The sequence below is a fragment of the Teichococcus wenyumeiae genome (genome assembly GCF_003696345.1).
Taxonomy (GTDB): Bacteria; Pseudomonadota; Alphaproteobacteria; order Acetobacterales; family Acetobacteraceae; genus Pseudoroseomonas; species Pseudoroseomonas wenyumeiae.
This window is the reverse complement of the sequence record NZ_RFLX01000059.1, coordinates 1-13,800: the sequence shown is the minus strand read 5'-3', so window position 1 is coordinate 13,800 and position 13,800 is coordinate 1. Positions and strand designations below refer to the sequence as shown.

The following is a 13,800-nucleotide window of genomic DNA, read 5'->3' as shown; positions in this document are numbered from 1 at the left end:
GGTCAGCCATGGCAGCACCTCCGACGCCATGGAATCACAGCAAGATCAAAGCTCAAGAGGCTCATTAATAGGTCATGAGCCTAGTCTTTCCCTTCAAGGAAGGTGCGGACGAGGCTGATTGTCGCCTGCGGGTTCTCCTCCATGATCCAGTGCCCCGACGCAGGCACGATTCCTTCACGGACATCCGTGGATGCAGCCCGCATCACCTCCGCCATGGTGGCCCCGAAGGACTTCTCGCCACCCAGTGCCAGCAACGGCATCTGCAACCGCGCGCCAGTGCCAAGCCAAGTACGATTGTCGATGGCATCCTGGTCAAAGGCTGCGAACTGCGCGAAGCCGGAGTGCATCGCACCCGGCAAGGCATAGAGTTCGGCGTAGTGCGCCCGCGCTGCCTCGCTGAACTTGGCGGGATCGGCGGAGAACTCGTTCCAGAAGCGGTCGAGGTAGATGCGCTCGCGTCCTGCGACCAATCGCTCCATATCCGGGCCACCGAAGCGGAAATGCCAGAGCAGCGGGTTCTTCAAGATCTCCTCCCAAGGCCCGACGCCAGGCACTGGCGCGTCGATCAGCACCAGCCGCCGGACGCGTTCCGGATGCTGCGCCGCGAACTGAAAAGCCACCATGTTTCCGATATCGTGCGCGACGAGGTCGATCCGGTCCACGCCAAGTGTCGCCAGCACATCCGCGAGGTCTCCCGCCTGGGTCTTCTTGTCGAAGCCGCCAGGAGGCTTCGAGGACAGGCCCAGGCCGCGCAGGTCGGGAACGATCACCTGATGGTCCCGCGCCAAGTCGGCGGCCATTGGGCCCCACATGTCGCCGGTCTCGCCATAGCCGTGCAAGAGCACAACAGGCGGGCCGGACCCGCCGATGCGGGTGTGGATGGTGACGGCCGGAACCTGGATGTCCTGCACGCGGAAGCCGGGGGGAAAAGGTTGCGGTTGCGCCAGCGCGGGCCAGACGGCCACCACGGCGCCAAGGAAGCCGAACACGAGCCTGCGCATGACGATGGTCTCCTGTTGCGGATCGGAGCCCGGGAAATTGCTGGGCCTCACCGAACGTAGCGGAGGGTGATCGTCCCGATTAGTCTGACGGCGGAGAACCTGGCCGCCGGGAAAGCCGAACGCATGAAGCTGGAGGGCCTCTCGACCTTTGTCGCGGTTGCGGAGGCCGGTTCGATCAGCGCGGCTGCCCGGCGCCTCGGCCTGTCCAAGTCAGTGGTGAGCGACCGGCTGGCAGAGCTGGAGCGAAGCCTCGGCGCGCCTCTCCTGCATCGCAGCACGCGCAAGCTGACCTTGACGGAAGATGGAACAAGCTTCCTTGAAAGCGCGGTGCAGATCACGCGGGATGTCGCGGCGGCCGCCGTCATGGTCGCGGAGCGGCGGGGCGCGCTGCATGGCCCCCTGCGTATTTCAGCCCCGGTGACCTTTGGCCGCATGCATCTTGGCCCGGCCCTTTACGGCTTTCTCGCGCGGCATCCGGGAGTGGAACTGACGCTGGACCTCGATGATCGGCGCGTGGATGCCGCCGCGGATGGCTACGACGCCGTGGTCCGGCACGGGCCGATCGCCGACAGCCGCCTCACGGTCTGGCGCTTGGCGCCGAGCCGCCGGGTGCTGGTCGCGTCACCGGATTACCTCGACCGGTACGGCACGCCTGGTTCCGTGGCGGCGCTGGAGCAGCATCGGGGCATCTACTACACGAACCGCAGCCATCTGGACTGGCGCTTCATCGGACCGGGAGGACCAAGGATCGTGCGGGGCCAACTCGCCCTGCGCGTCAACAACGGCGATGTCATGCGGGATGCCGCTGTCGCCGGGCTCGGCATTGCACTTCTGCCGACCTTCATTGTGCATGCGGACCTGAAGGCCGGGAAGCTCCGCGTCATTGACCTGGGCGCCGATACGGAGGCCGAGTTCCTCTACGTGGCTCATCCGGAGGGACGACGCGCATCCATGAAGCTGCGCGCCATGGTGGCCGAGATCAGAGCCGCTTTCGGCGATCCACCTTACTGGGATGGGTAGAGGAATGCTCGGCTGTCCCTGCGGCTTGGTGGCACGCCGAGCGCCTTTTGCTGGATCTGGCAGGGTGCGGATGATCACCAGAACGGATTGGCTGGAAGCCGAAACATCGGCTGGCCACCAGTCTCGCCGGCTCTCCTCGCACATTCTGCAGGACGGAGGCCATGAGGGTCTTGTTCGGGACTCAGGCCGCGGGGCGCCTGGCCAGCGCGAGGCCGATGCCCAGGAGGATCATCGCCGCCCCCGATGCCTCTCGGAGACGCCGGATCAACGTGGGGCGTGCCGCCGCATGTTCCCGAACGCCACCTGCCGCGAAGGCGACCACGACATCGGCCAGCGTGTTGAACGCAACCGAGACGAAGCCAAGCACCATGAACTGCAGCGCAACGCCGCCAAGGGCCGGGTCCACGAACTGCGGCACAAAGGCCAGGAAGAAGGCTGCGGTCTTCGGGTTCAGCGCCTCGACCAGCACGCCTTCACGAAAGGCCCGCCGTGGCCCGACTGGCGGCGTTGCAGCCTCAGCATTCAACATTGACGGTGCTTCACGGCGTGCAGACCGGACTGTCCGGAAGCCGATCCAGATCAGGTAGGCGGAACCGATCAACTTCAGGGCGGTGAAGAGTTCTGCGCTTGCAAGCACGATCGCGGACACGCCCAGGCTGCCTGCGATGACATGGACCATGCCGCCCAACCCGGTGCCGAAGCTGGAGGCCACGCCTTCCGCGCGGCCGCCAGCCAGCGTCCTCGCAGCGACATAGAAGATACCGGGCCCTGGCGTCACGGCGAGAAGCAGAGCCGCAGCGACGTAGAGGGCGAACTGGGTCAGGTCCGGCAACCGAGGGCCTCCTGTTGGCTAACAAGTCTCCAGTGGGCAGGGCCGGCCGCCGGGCCGAGTGCTGACCGTCCTGGTGTCACTGCGGGATCAGCGCTGCCGCGGCGCGGTCAGAAGTCCGCTCACTTGCAGCGAGGCCGGCGGCAACACCGGCTCTGTCCTCGGCGCTCCGGTTCTGGCTCATCTTCCGCTTGCCCTCCAGCCGCGTGATCGGCAGCCGCAGGCCAACGATTCCCTTGAGCTGGGCGCGGATGAACGCTTCCGGTGCGTCTGTCACCGCCCAGGGCTTGGGGCGGTTCTGCTCATGGACATTCGTCAGGCGCGTGACAACGTCAAGCAGGCGGTCGGCATCCTCGAAGAACTCGGCCTGCCCATAGGCATGGACGGCAATGTAGTTCCAGGTCGGCACCACCTTCTGGTGCTCCTGCTTGGAAGCATACCAGGAGGGGCTGACATAAGCGTCCGGTCCCATGAACAACGCCATGGCGTCGTAGGCGGGGGAAAGCTTCCACTGCGGGTTCGCGCGCGCCACATGGCCATAGAGCGTGCCGTAGGGCCCTTCATCCGGGGCCAGCATGAGGGGCAGCGGCGTGGCCATGAGGCCTTCCGCCGTCGCGGTAACGAGATTAGCCAGGCGCGCGTCCCGCATCACCCCGTGCAGAGCGGCAAGGTCATCTTCACGGAAGGCAGGCGGAACATACATCGGCAAGGCTCCTCAAACAGGCTGGACCATGCCGCAGGATTGGCCCACAAGGAACGTCCAGTTCAGCATGAAATCACTGGACCAGTTTCATGACCATGGAGCCCGAAGCCCTTGCATCCGAACGGATCACCCAGAAGATCTGCGCGGCGATCAAGGGCCAGATCGCTTCCGGCCTGCTTGCGCCCGGTGCCAAGCTGCCCTCCACCCGTTCGCTGGCAGGCGAATGGGGTGTCTCACGCACGACGGTCACGGCAGCCTACGACCAGTTGACTGCGGAGGGATACCTGGAAACCCGGCAAGGCGCCCGGGCACAGGTTGCGCGCGGCCTTGGCCATTCTCCTGCTCAACCAGAGCGGCCTATCCTTCAGGCGAGCCATCATCCGCTCTCGGCGTTCGGGCAGCGGCTGGAAGGCTTCGCGCTTCCGCCAACCGCCAGCGTTGAGCGGCTGGTGACGGATTTCCGCTACGGAGACCTGTCGGCTGCCGACTTCCCCATGCTCGCCTGGAGGAAGGCCGTCACCGGTGCCCTGCTGCGCCGGCGGCCGCGCCTGAGATATGATGATCCCTGCGGCGCATCCACATTGCGGGCAGCCTTGCAGGGCTATCTGTGGCGAGCCCGCGGGCTGCGCTGCAAACCCGAGCAGATCATCGTGGTCAATGGCTCGCAGCAGGGCCTTGATCTCTGCGCGCGGCTCTTCCTCGACCGAGGCGAGCGGGCGGTGATGGAAGAACCCGGCTACAATCTCGCGCATCAGGTATTCGTGGCGGCTGGCGCGGAGGTGGCCTGCGCCACGGTCGATGGCGAAGGCATGCAAACACAGGGCCTGCCCGCGGCACGGCTGGCCTATGTCACGCCTTCGCACCAGTTCCCACTGGGAAGCGTGATGTCGGCGCGGCGGCGTCGGGAACTCCTTGCCTGGGCGCAAGGCGGCAGTGCCTATGTCATCGAGGATGACTACGACAGCGAGTACCGCTTCGACATCGCCCCAATCCCGCCTCTTCAGACATTGGATGATGCCGGGCGGGTCATCTACCTGGGGACCATCTCCAAGACGCTCTCTCCAACCCTGCGCCTTGGCTACCTTGTTGTTCCGCCAGCACTGCTGACGGCCTTCGCCAAGGCGAAGCGGTTGACGGACAGGCACGCACCAAGCCTGGAACAGGAAGCCCTGGCGGACCTGATCGAGAGCGGCGCCTACGAGCGACATGTTCGACGCGTCCGCCGCCGGAATGGCGAGCGTCGTGCCGCCCTGCTGGAGGCATTGTCTGCCGCCCTGGGCGACGCCGTGACGGTGGTAGGCGCCGATGCCGGGCTGCATGTCGTTGCTTGGCTGAACCAGGTGCCAGGGGCACAGGAGGAAGCCCTTGTGGCGCGAGCCCGGGCGGCGGGCCTCGGCCTATATCCTGTCGGCCCGCTTTATGCTGCCGCCTCGATGGCCGATCGGCCCCGCCTGGCGGGACTGGTGATCGGATACGCCTCCCTGGACGAGCAGGACATCAAGCAGGGTGTGGAGATGCTGAAGAAGGTCCTCGAGGGCTTCGCGGCTGAGGGCGGCCCAAGCCGCAGGTGAGACTGCCAGGGCCCGGCTTTGCCGCGGGCCTCCACGGTGCGATGATGCGCGCCAGTTCCAGCCCGACACCCTACCCAGGAGCCTTTCCCATGGCCGAAGCCCTCGCCGAGCACCTGATCGAGCGATTCTTCCGCTACCTCTCGGTCGAGAGCCAGAGCAACGCGAAGGCAACCACGGTCCCGAGCACGCCCGGACAGCGCCGGCTGGCGGAGATGCTGAAGGCGGAGCTGGAGGCCCTGGGGCTGGCCGATATCCACCTGGACGAGCACAGCGTCCTCACCGCCCGGCTCCCCGGAACGGTGGCAGATGCTCCCTGCATCGGCTTCGTTACGCATCTCGATACAGTTGATGTTGGCCTTTCGCCCGACATCAGGCCGCAGCGGCTGGCCTTCGATGGCACCGACCTGCTGCTCAACGCAAACGCGGATATCTGGCTCCGCGTCAGCGAGCATCCGGAGATCCTGCCTTACCGCGGGCAGGAGGTTCTGGTCAGCGATGGCACGAGCGTGCTGGGCGCGGACAACAAGGCGGCCGTCGCCATCGTCATGACCCTGATGGCACGGCTGAAGGACAGCGACATGCCGCGTGGCGACATCATTGTCGCCTTTGTCCCGGATGAGGAGATCGGGCTGCGCGGGGCGAAGGTGATGGACCTGGCGCGGTTCCCGGTGGCCTTCGCCTACACGATCGATAGCTGCGAGCGTGGCGAAGTGGTCTATGAGACCTTCAATGCAGCCAGCGTCACCGTGAACATCACAGGCGTGACCGCCCACCCCATGTCGGCGAAGGGCGTGCTGGTCAATCCTATCCTGGTTGCGACCGAACTGGTGCAGATGTTCGACCCCATGCAGACGCCGGAGCAGACCGAAGGGCGCGAGGGCTACTGGTGGTGCAACGGCATCTCGGGCAACCAGGGCACCGCGCAACTGCAGATGTCCATCCGCGACCATGACGGGCAGCGGTTCGAGGCCCGCAAGGCCTTTGTCGCGCAAGCTGTCGAAACCATCCGGGCGCGCCACCCGAGGGCGCAGATCGAATGCCGGATCGAAGACAGCTACCAGAACATCGACGCGGCACTCGGAAACGACCGGCATTGCGTAGAGCTGATCTTCGAGGCGCTGCGGGAGATGAATATCGCGCCGAAGGTCATTGCGATGCGGGGCGGCACAGATGGCTCTGCGCTTTCCGCGCGAGGCATACCGACCCCGAACTACTTCACGGGTGCGCATAACTTCCACTCCCGCTTCGAATTCCTCCCGGTGGAGGCGTTCGTGGACTCATATAAGGTCACGGAGCACCTTTGCGGCTTGGCGGCACGGCCACGCCGCGACACCGGGATCTAAGCCTCTTCGCCATCATCCACCCAGGTACCGCCCTCGCCTTCCGCTTGCCGGAAGCTGCATGGGCGGCAGCAGGGCCTGCCTTCGGGCAGACCCTGCTCGAGCCTTGAGCACCGGTAATGCCATACTGGAGGATGTTAGCCGGCCAGGACCACACCTCGCGCACACGGGATGGCGAAGCACCTGTCCTCCCTTCGACAGGCGGGCCGGAAGCAGTAGAACCTCATACCAGGGATCAGGGGAGCAGAAGCGTGGACACGGTGTGCATCTGGGGTCGTGCCAATTCGGTGAACGTTCAGAAAGTGCTGTGGTGCTGCGATGAACTCGGCGTGGCATTCGAACGCCGTGATGCAGGCATGAACTTCGGCGTCGTGGATACCCCAGCCTACCGAAGCATGAACCCGAACGGACGCATACCCACCCTGGTGGACGGCGATTTCGTGCTTTGGGAGTCGAACTCTATCCTCCGCTACCTCGCGCTCCGGCAGATCGAACGAGACCCAGCAGCCAAAGCGATCTATCCTGAAGGTGCGGCGGCACGAACCCGGGTGGATCGCTGGATGGACTGGGTTCTGTCCACATTGCAGCCGGCCGAGCGGGCCCTGTTCTGGGGCATGGTGCGGACCCCGCCGCAGGACCGGGACATGGCCGCGATCAACGCCGCCGCCAAGGCGTCCGGCGAGGCATGGGGAGTACTGGATGCCTATCTGGCGCACGGACACCACTTTGCAGAAGGCGAGAACCTCACGCTCGCCGATATTGTGCTTGGGGCCTATGCCAGACGCTGGTTCGGTGTGCAGGTGGAGAACCGGCCCGACCTGCCGCGCCTTCAGGCCTGGTATGATCGTCTTAGCAAGCGCTCGGCCTTCCGGCAGTATGTTGCTCCGCCCCTGACGTAAGGGCGGTGCCTGGGACGACCGCAAGCTGCTGCCCATGGAGGAAGGGTGGCCCTTCAAGTCACGATAAGGTGGGCCCTTACATGAAGAATAACCTTGCTATGACGCCACCTGTTCTTTCGGTAACGCTGGCAGCGTTCATGCCCTGGCGGACCGCGACGGGTGCGGCATGAGCCCCCCGGTTTTCCGCGACGTAGTGGTGATCGGCGGGGGGCAGTCAGGCTTGGCCGCCGGGTATTTTCTGCGCCGCGGCGGCCTCGACTTCGAGATCCTCGACGCCAATAACCGGCCGGGGGGCGCCTGGCCGGATGCCTGGGACTCGCTGCGGCTCTTTTCTCCCGCTGAGATGAGTTCGCTTCCCGGCTGGCCCATGCCGCCCTCCACGGGCGGCTATCCGACGCGCGACCATGTGGTGGACTATTTGACGGCCTATGAGCAACGGTACAGCCTGCCCGTCCAGCGGCCGGTGCGTGTCAAAGGTGTCCTGCGTTCGTCGGGCGGCCTTTCGGTGCGAACGGATCGCGGCACCTGGCTCGCCTCAGCCGTCATCAGCGCTACCGGCGGCACCAGCCAACCTTTCATCCCGCCCTATTCCGGACGAGTGATGTTTCGGGGCCGGCAAATCCACTCCTCCGCCTACCGCACCCCCGATGAGTTTGCCGGCCTGCGCGTACTGGTGGTGGGTGGTGGCAACTCTGGTGCACAGATCCTGGCGGAGGTTTCCAAGGTCGCTGAGACAGCCTGGGTCACGACGGAGCCGCCCCGCTTCCTGCCGGATGACGTGGATGGCCGCGTGCTTTTTGAGCGGGCCACCGAGCGGGTACGAGCTCAGATTGAAGGCCGGGACCCCGATCTGCCGAAGGGCGGCTTGGGCGACATTGTCATAGTGCCGCCGGTACGAGAAGCCCGCGACCGGGACGTGCTCTACACCGTCCCGCCCTTCTCACGTTTCGTGGCCGATGGCGTTGTGTGGCCTGACGGCACACGTACGGCTGTGGACGCCGTCATCTGGTGCACCGGATTCCGGCCCGATCTCGGCCATCTGGCGCATCTGGGCGTTCTGGAACCGGATGGTCACATCGCCGTTGAGAACGGCCGCTCCACCCGCCAACCACGGCTATGGTTGCTTGGTTATGGTGAATGGACGGGCGCAGCGTCAGCCACCCTGGCGGGTATCACCCGGTCCGCGCGCGATACCGTCCAGGACATCCAGGAATTCCTGGCAGCCGGGAGAACCTGAGTCCTGCGGGCTTGCCTGGACAACTGGCTGAAGCGCCTTTCGACCAGGCTGCCTCCGAATTCTTCCACGCTGAGCGTGAAGAGGATCACTGCGCGCGGACGACTGTTGTAGCTCCAGGCGCGCCAAAAAAGCCGGCATGTCTATTCGCTTCCGGTCCGGCGGCCTGCCTACTGCGCGACACCTGCCTGACCCGTGCATGATCAAGCAGATTGCTGTCACGTCCGCCAAAGTGCCGAAGCAGTGTCAGGCTTTGTCTGCTTTCCCGTCGACCGTAGCCAAGGCAGCACAAACCTCTTTGAGATTCTGTACCAGCACCTCCCTGTGATCCTCCACATCGTCCAGCGGCCCTCCTAGTCCGATGGCGAGTGGTGGCTGGTCCTGCAATAGTGGCAGTGGCATCGCCAGCACACTCTGGCCAGGGACCATCGAGCCCGCGCTCTCAGTCCAGCCGCGTGCCCGGCTTCTACGGAGATCAGCCAGAAAGACATTCTGCCTGAGACGCAGCGCCGGGTCGCGCTCTTCGGCATTAGCGCGCCGCAAGATGCGGGTGACCTCGTCGTCCTGCTTCAGCATGAGGAGCGCTTTGCCCACCGCAGCTCTGGTAACAGGACGCAGCATGCCGGCACGCATGTTCTCGTCACCCGGCAAGTTCGGCCGCCGCAGGGTCAGGATGTATTGCACATGAGCCTGACGTTGAAGGCCGATCAGCACACTCATGCCTGTGCGGGCGCGCAACTGCTCCATCATCCGCAACAAGCTGCTGTCGCCCAAGAGCCGGTCCTGGAGCCATCCTCCCAGCAACATGACGCGTAAGGTCGGGCGGTAGCGCCGGTCCTCAGGGTCCTGCTCCAGGTAGCCGAGCCGTGCCAAGCCGGCGAGCAGCACCGACGTGCTCGACAATGGTGCGCCGAGGCGCCGCGCGAGCTCGCTGACACCGGCGGCGCGATGGGTCTCGGCGAAATACTCCAGTACCTCGATCGTACGCCGGGCGGACTTCACCGCAATGCCCTCGGCCGTTCCCATAGGCGCTCCAAACTTCACATATGTGAAGGGCCTGGCAGCCTAAACCCATGCCTAGAATGGGGCAATGGCGTCGGGAACACGGCGCCGCAGAGGGGAAGCGCTGCATGAACCAGCCAGGATCAGCTCTCCGCCGCCGCAGTCTGCTGAGCGCCGGAGTTGCCTTGTTCGGAGCGGCTGCATCAAAGTCCGCAAGAGCGGATTATCCGGATAAACCTATCCGGCTCATTGTGCCTTATGGCGGCGGCGGACAGACGGACATTGTCTCACGCCTCGTTGCCGAAGCCCTGGGGCAGCGCCTCGGGCAGCAATTGCTGGTGGACAACCGGCCAGGTGCAGCGGGAAATCTCGCGGCGGAGATGACGGCTCGTGCCCCGACGGATGGCTATACCATCATGGTCGGGTCAACAGGCCCGTTCGGCGGGGTGAATGCCGCACTCTACAAGAATCTCAGCTATGACTGGCAGAAGGACTTCTCCCTCATCGGACTGTTCTGCACGACACCGAATGTGCTCCTGATCAATACCAGTGCCATCCCCGTGAAGACGCTGCCGGAGTTCATCGAATTCGTGAAGGCTCGCCCGAGCGAGTTGAACTTCGCCTCCTCCGGTATTGGGGCGACGACGCATCTCTCCATGGAGCTCCTGCTGGAGCGCTCCGGGTTGAAGATGGTGCATGTGCCGTACCGGCAGAGCACTCAAGGCATGACGGACCTGCTCGCGGGCAGAGTCCAGGCACGGTGCCTCGGCCTGCCAGAAGCGGAGCCGGTGAAAAGCGACCCGCGTGTCCGCGCACTGGCCGTGACCAGCGCTGAGCGAAGTCCGAACTGGCCTGAGGTGCCGGCTATCGCCGAGACCGTTCCGGGCTTCATCGGCGTGAACGAATTCGGCCTGGCAGCACCCGCGAAGACGCCGCCGGAGATCATCGCCCGCTTCAGCGCGGCCCTCAACGACGCGCTCCAGAGCCCCACCCTGCAGGCCGAGTTCCTGCGTGTTGGGGCGGTTCCTGCAAAGCCAAATTCGCCGGAAAGCTTCAGCACCTATCTGCGCGAGCGCAGCGCGGTCTGGACCGGCCTGATCCAACGCCTGGGATTGTCCGCCGAATGAGCGCTGAACACGACATCGCTGCCGCCATGCCTGAGCTGGAAAGCTGGATCGGGCGCTCCCGTCTGGTGCCGGAGGATATCGCACTGCCGGCGGTGCGCCGCGCCGCAGCAACCTTCGACCTTGACCCTGACGGCTTCAAGGCCGGGGATGAACTACCCTCTCACTGGTACAGCCTGTTCTTCGCCGATATGCCGCGGCAATCCGTGATCGGCCATGACGGCCACCCGAAGAAAGGAGCTTTTCTGCCACCCATCCCGCTGCCGCGCCGGATGGGCGCCGGCCGCCGGGTGCACATCATGGGCAACCTGCGTGTTGGCGACGATGCGACCAAGAAGGTCGAGGTGGCCGGGATCACGCCCAAGGCAGGCCGCACAGGGCAGATTGTTGTGTTGACGATGCGGCACACGATCATGGCGCGGGGCGAGACACTGGCGGTGGATGAATTTGACGCGATCTACCGCGAAGCAGTTGTGCCAGGTGCTTCCAGCAAGACATCCCCTCCGGCCGTTGCGCCCGCAGGGGCGGCTTGGTCAGAAAAGGTCTTTCTCGATCCGGTGCTGGTCTTCCGTTACGGCGCCATCACCTGGAATGCCCACCGCATCCATTACGACGCCGATTATGCCCGTGGCGAGGAAGGCTACCCCGCCGTGGTACAGAATGGTGGCCTCACCATGCACCTGCTGCTCGACTCTGCCCTCAAGCGCGCGCCTAGCCGGCTCATGGGCTACAGCGCACGCTTGGCACGGCCGCTCTTTGTAGGGGACAGCGTGACCTTCCATGGGGCGGCCCCATCGGGTGGGAAGATGCATGTCTGGGCCGCCGACAAGGATGGCTATCTGGCGGCCGAAATGACGCTGGAGTTCGCGGCATGACCGGCGGACCACTGGAAGGCGTGCGGGTCATCGACCTGACTTCGGTGGTGGTGGGGCCAATCTGCACGCGTACTCTCGCTGACCAGGGCGCGGAGGTGATCAAGGTCGAGCCACCTAGCGGCGACCTTCTGCGCACCATGGCCCGTGGCAGCCGCAATCCCGGCATGTCGGGCAAGTTCATCAACTTCAACCGCAACAAGCGATCCGTCTGCCTCGACCTGAAGCAGCCGGAAGGCATGGAGGCGATGAGGCGCTTGCTGGCGGATGCAGATGTCTTTGTCAGCAACGTGCGCCCGGTGGCGCTTGAGCGGCTCGGGCTCGACCATGCCACGCTGCTGCGGAGCAACCCGGGGCTGATCTACTGCGGCATCCTGGCCTTCGGCAGTGCGGGCCGGTATGCCAATCGCCCCGCCTATGACCCAATCATCCAAAGCCTTTCGGGGGTCGCAGCGACCTTCCAGCGGGCGACAGGGGAACCGCGCTTTGTGCCGATGGTGATGACGGACCACGTCACCGGCCTGATCGCCGCGCAAAGCATCGGCTTCGCCTTGTTTCGCCGCAGCCGTACAGGCACAGGTGAGGCCATCGAGGTCCCGATGTTCGAGAATATGGCCAGCTTCGTCATGAGCGAGCATATGGGTCCGGCCACCTTCGACCCTCCTGTTGGCCCGACGGGCGACAACCGCCTGTTGAGCCCGGATTACCGGCCACTGGCGACGAAGGACGGTTACATCACCGTTGGTCCGAATACCGATGCGCAGGCTTTCGCCTTCTTTGAAGCCATTGACCGCGCTGAATTGCGCCACGATCCGCGCTTCGCTTCCGCTGCGGCGCGCACCGCCCACGCGTCCGAGTACTTCCTGATACGAGCGGAGGGCCTGGCGCAGCGCACGACCGATGAATGGCTGGAGATCCTGGGAAAGCTCGACGTTCCCGCCGCACGCTACAATACTTTGGAGGATCTGATGGTTGATCCACATCTGCAGGATGCCGGGTTCTTTCAGCCCGAGGACCATCCGACCGAAGGCCGTATCCGGCGCACCAAGACCCCGAACCATTTCAGTGGCGGCATGCGTGAGGACGAACTTCCTGCCCCACGCCTTGGCGAGAACACACAGGAAGTGCTGCGCGGCCTGGGCTATACCGATGCCCAACTGGACCTTCTCGCCTCTAAGGGCGCCATAGCAGGCCCCGTGCCGAGTGCCGCAGCTGGAGCCGGAGCCGGAGCCGCCGCATGAAGCGCCGGCAGCCGACCTGGCGCTCGCTGCTCTTTGTCCCTGTGACGGCGGAACGCTTTGTTGCCAAGGCCCATACCCGTGGCGCCGACGGCATCATCCTTGATCTGGAAGATGCCATCCTGCCAGTGCACAAGGCTGAGGCACGCGCCTCTGTCGCCGCCGCTGTGCCGCGCGTTTCGCAAGGCGGTGCCGATGTGATCGTACGGATCAACCGCCCCCTGGAACTGGCGGTGCCGGACATCGAGGCGGCCGTCATGCCGGGAGTGGCGGCGCTGATGCTCCCCAAGGTCATCGGCCCGGACCATATCCGGCTTCTCTCCGAACTGGTCGCCAGCAGGGAAGCGGTGAATGGAATGGAGATTGGCTCCACCCGCTTCATCGCCCTGATCGAGACACCCGACGCATTGCCGCACCTCTTTGCCATCGCGGCTGCCGACCCGCGCATGGCAGCGATGTCGGTCGGTGGAGAGGATATGGCGACCGAGCTTGGCGCGCTCCCCTCCCCGGATTCGATGTATGTCTGGGCCATGCACGGTATCGCGGCTTCGCGGGCCGCAGGCATCCTGCCGATGGGGTCAATGGGCAACTTCGCGCAGATCAACGACCTAGAGAACTACCGCATGGGACTGAAGCGCGGGAAAAGGCTGGGCTTCGCCGCCGCCTCCTGCATCCATCCGTCGCATGTCCCGATCATCAACGAGGAATACGGCGCGTCCGCCGAGGATATCGACCGCGCGCAGCGTCTTCTCCTGGCCTTCGAGGCCGCCGCTGCCGAAGGACTTGGCGCCGTCGCCTTCGAGGGCAGCATGGTCGACCTGCCCGTCGCCAACCGGGCACGCCGGCTGCTTGAACGGGCGCAGGAGTGGAAATGAATGGCCGTGACCTAGGCTCAGGACCTATTAATGAGCCTCTTGAGCTTTGATCTTGCTGTGATTCCATGGCGTCGGAGGTGCTGCCATGGCTG

The 13,800-nt window shown here is 64.9% G+C and carries 13 protein-coding genes; 9 read left to right on the top strand and 4 right to left on the bottom strand.

The genetic code is table 11. The features are described 5' to 3' along the window. Positions 1-80: 80 nt before the first annotated feature. Positions 81-911: an alpha/beta fold hydrolase gene (locus EBE87_RS26025; protein ID WP_199707678.1), complete on the bottom strand. Its 831-nt coding sequence runs from the start codon at positions 909-911 to the stop codon at positions 81-83. A 213-nt stretch (positions 912-1,124) separates the two neighbouring features. On the opposite strand from EBE87_RS26025, the gene EBE87_RS26020 reads away from it, so the two are divergent. Continuing rightward, positions 1,125-2,021, top strand: coding sequence for a LysR family transcriptional regulator (locus EBE87_RS26020; protein WP_120639779.1), 897 nt, complete (start codon positions 1,125-1,127; stop codon positions 2,019-2,021). 181 nt (positions 2,022-2,202) lie between these two features. Here EBE87_RS26020 and EBE87_RS26015 read toward each other — a convergent pair whose 3' ends face one another. Both EBE87_RS26015 and EBE87_RS26010 read right to left on the bottom strand, forming a co-directional pair. Continuing rightward, a complete protein-coding gene (locus tag EBE87_RS26015; protein ID WP_120639777.1) occupies positions 2,203-2,853 on the bottom strand; it encodes a LysE family translocator in 651 nt (216 codons plus the stop codon). A gap of 76 nt (positions 2,854-2,929) precedes the next feature. Continuing rightward, positions 2,930-3,553, bottom strand: a complete 624-nt coding sequence (locus EBE87_RS26010; RefSeq protein WP_120639776.1) for an FMN-binding negative transcriptional regulator — start codon at positions 3,551-3,553, stop codon at positions 2,930-2,932. A gap of 95 nt (positions 3,554-3,648) precedes the next feature. Here EBE87_RS26010 and pdxR point away from each other — a divergent pair, with 95 nt between their 5' ends. The 4 genes from pdxR to EBE87_RS25990 all read left to right on the top strand — a co-directional run bounded on the left by pdxR (position 3,649) and on the right by EBE87_RS25990 (position 8,600). Then, a complete protein-coding gene (gene pdxR / locus EBE87_RS26005) occupies positions 3,649-5,124 on the top strand; it encodes a MocR-like pyridoxine biosynthesis transcription factor PdxR (protein WP_199707680.1) in 1,476 nt (491 codons plus the stop codon). 89 nt (positions 5,125-5,213) lie between these two features. Further along, positions 5,214-6,467 (top strand): peptidase T, encoded by a 1,254-nt coding sequence (gene pepT / locus EBE87_RS26000; protein WP_120639774.1) that lies wholly within the window; start codon positions 5,214-5,216, stop codon positions 6,465-6,467. A gap of 248 nt (positions 6,468-6,715) precedes the next feature. Then, a complete protein-coding gene (locus EBE87_RS25995) occupies positions 6,716-7,363 on the top strand; it encodes a glutathione S-transferase family protein (protein ID WP_199707676.1) in 648 nt (215 codons plus the stop codon). Positions 7,364-7,529: 166 nt separating this feature from the next. Further along, the gene (locus tag EBE87_RS25990; protein WP_120639772.1) at positions 7,530-8,600 is read left to right on the top strand and encodes an ArsO family NAD(P)H-dependent flavin-containing monooxygenase; all 1,071 of its coding nucleotides are present in this window, start codon (positions 7,530-7,532) and stop codon (positions 8,598-8,600) included. Positions 8,601-8,843: 243 nt separating this feature from the next. Here EBE87_RS25990 and EBE87_RS25985 read toward each other — a convergent pair whose 3' ends face one another. Then, positions 8,844-9,623 carry an IclR family transcriptional regulator gene (locus EBE87_RS25985; protein WP_120639771.1) on the bottom strand — a complete coding sequence of 260 codons (780 nt, stop codon included), beginning with the start codon at positions 9,621-9,623 and terminating at the stop codon, positions 8,844-8,846. 104 nt (positions 9,624-9,727) lie between these two features. Here EBE87_RS25985 and EBE87_RS25980 point away from each other — a divergent pair, with 104 nt between their 5' ends. From EBE87_RS25980 to EBE87_RS25965, 4 genes are read left to right on the top strand one after another with little or no spacing between them, the layout of a single operon-like run. Further along, positions 9,728-10,726, top strand: coding sequence for a Bug family tripartite tricarboxylate transporter substrate binding protein (locus tag EBE87_RS25980; RefSeq protein ID WP_158600970.1), 999 nt, complete (start codon positions 9,728-9,730; stop codon positions 10,724-10,726). Positions 10,727-10,752: 26 nt separating this feature from the next. After that, a complete protein-coding gene (locus EBE87_RS25975; protein WP_233553345.1) occupies positions 10,753-11,598 on the top strand; it encodes an FAS1-like dehydratase domain-containing protein in 846 nt (281 codons plus the stop codon). Then, positions 11,595-12,836 carry a CaiB/BaiF CoA transferase family protein gene (locus EBE87_RS25970; RefSeq protein WP_120639768.1) on the top strand — a complete coding sequence of 414 codons (1,242 nt, stop codon included), beginning with the start codon at positions 11,595-11,597 and terminating at the stop codon, positions 12,834-12,836. Before EBE87_RS25975 ends, EBE87_RS25970 begins: the two co-directional genes overlap by 4 nt. Then, a complete protein-coding gene (locus EBE87_RS25965; RefSeq protein WP_120639767.1) occupies positions 12,833-13,708 on the top strand; it encodes an HpcH/HpaI aldolase/citrate lyase family protein in 876 nt (291 codons plus the stop codon). Before EBE87_RS25970 ends, EBE87_RS25965 begins: the two co-directional genes overlap by 4 nt. Positions 13,709-13,800: the final 92 nt, after the last annotated feature.

Excerpts from the sequence above, each read along its gene's own strand:
- EBE87_RS26020 (WP_120639779.1), top strand. The coding sequence starts at position 1,125 with ATGAAGCTGGAGGGCCTCTCGACCTTTGTCGCGGTTGCGGAGGCCGGT.
- EBE87_RS26010 (WP_120639776.1), bottom strand. The coding sequence starts at position 3,553 with ATGTATGTTCCGCCTGCCTTCCGTGAAGATGACCTTGCCGCTCTGCAC.
- pdxR (WP_199707680.1), top strand. The coding sequence starts at position 3,649 with ATGGAGCCCGAAGCCCTTGCATCCGAACGGATCACCCAGAAGATCTGC.
- pepT (WP_120639774.1), top strand. The coding sequence starts at position 5,214 with ATGGCCGAAGCCCTCGCCGAGCACCTGATCGAGCGATTCTTCCGCTAC.
- EBE87_RS25990 (WP_120639772.1), top strand. The coding sequence starts at position 7,530 with ATGAGCCCCCCGGTTTTCCGCGACGTAGTGGTGATCGGCGGGGGGCAG.
- EBE87_RS25985 (WP_120639771.1), bottom strand. The coding sequence starts at position 9,623 with ATGGGAACGGCCGAGGGCATTGCGGTGAAGTCCGCCCGGCGTACGATC.
- EBE87_RS25980 (WP_158600970.1), top strand. The coding sequence starts at position 9,728 with ATGAACCAGCCAGGATCAGCTCTCCGCCGCCGCAGTCTGCTGAGCGCC.
- EBE87_RS25975 (WP_233553345.1), top strand. The coding sequence starts at position 10,753 with ATGCCTGAGCTGGAAAGCTGGATCGGGCGCTCCCGTCTGGTGCCGGAG.
- EBE87_RS25970 (WP_120639768.1), top strand. The coding sequence starts at position 11,595 with ATGACCGGCGGACCACTGGAAGGCGTGCGGGTCATCGACCTGACTTCG.
- EBE87_RS25965 (WP_120639767.1), top strand. The coding sequence starts at position 12,833 with ATGAAGCGCCGGCAGCCGACCTGGCGCTCGCTGCTCTTTGTCCCTGTG.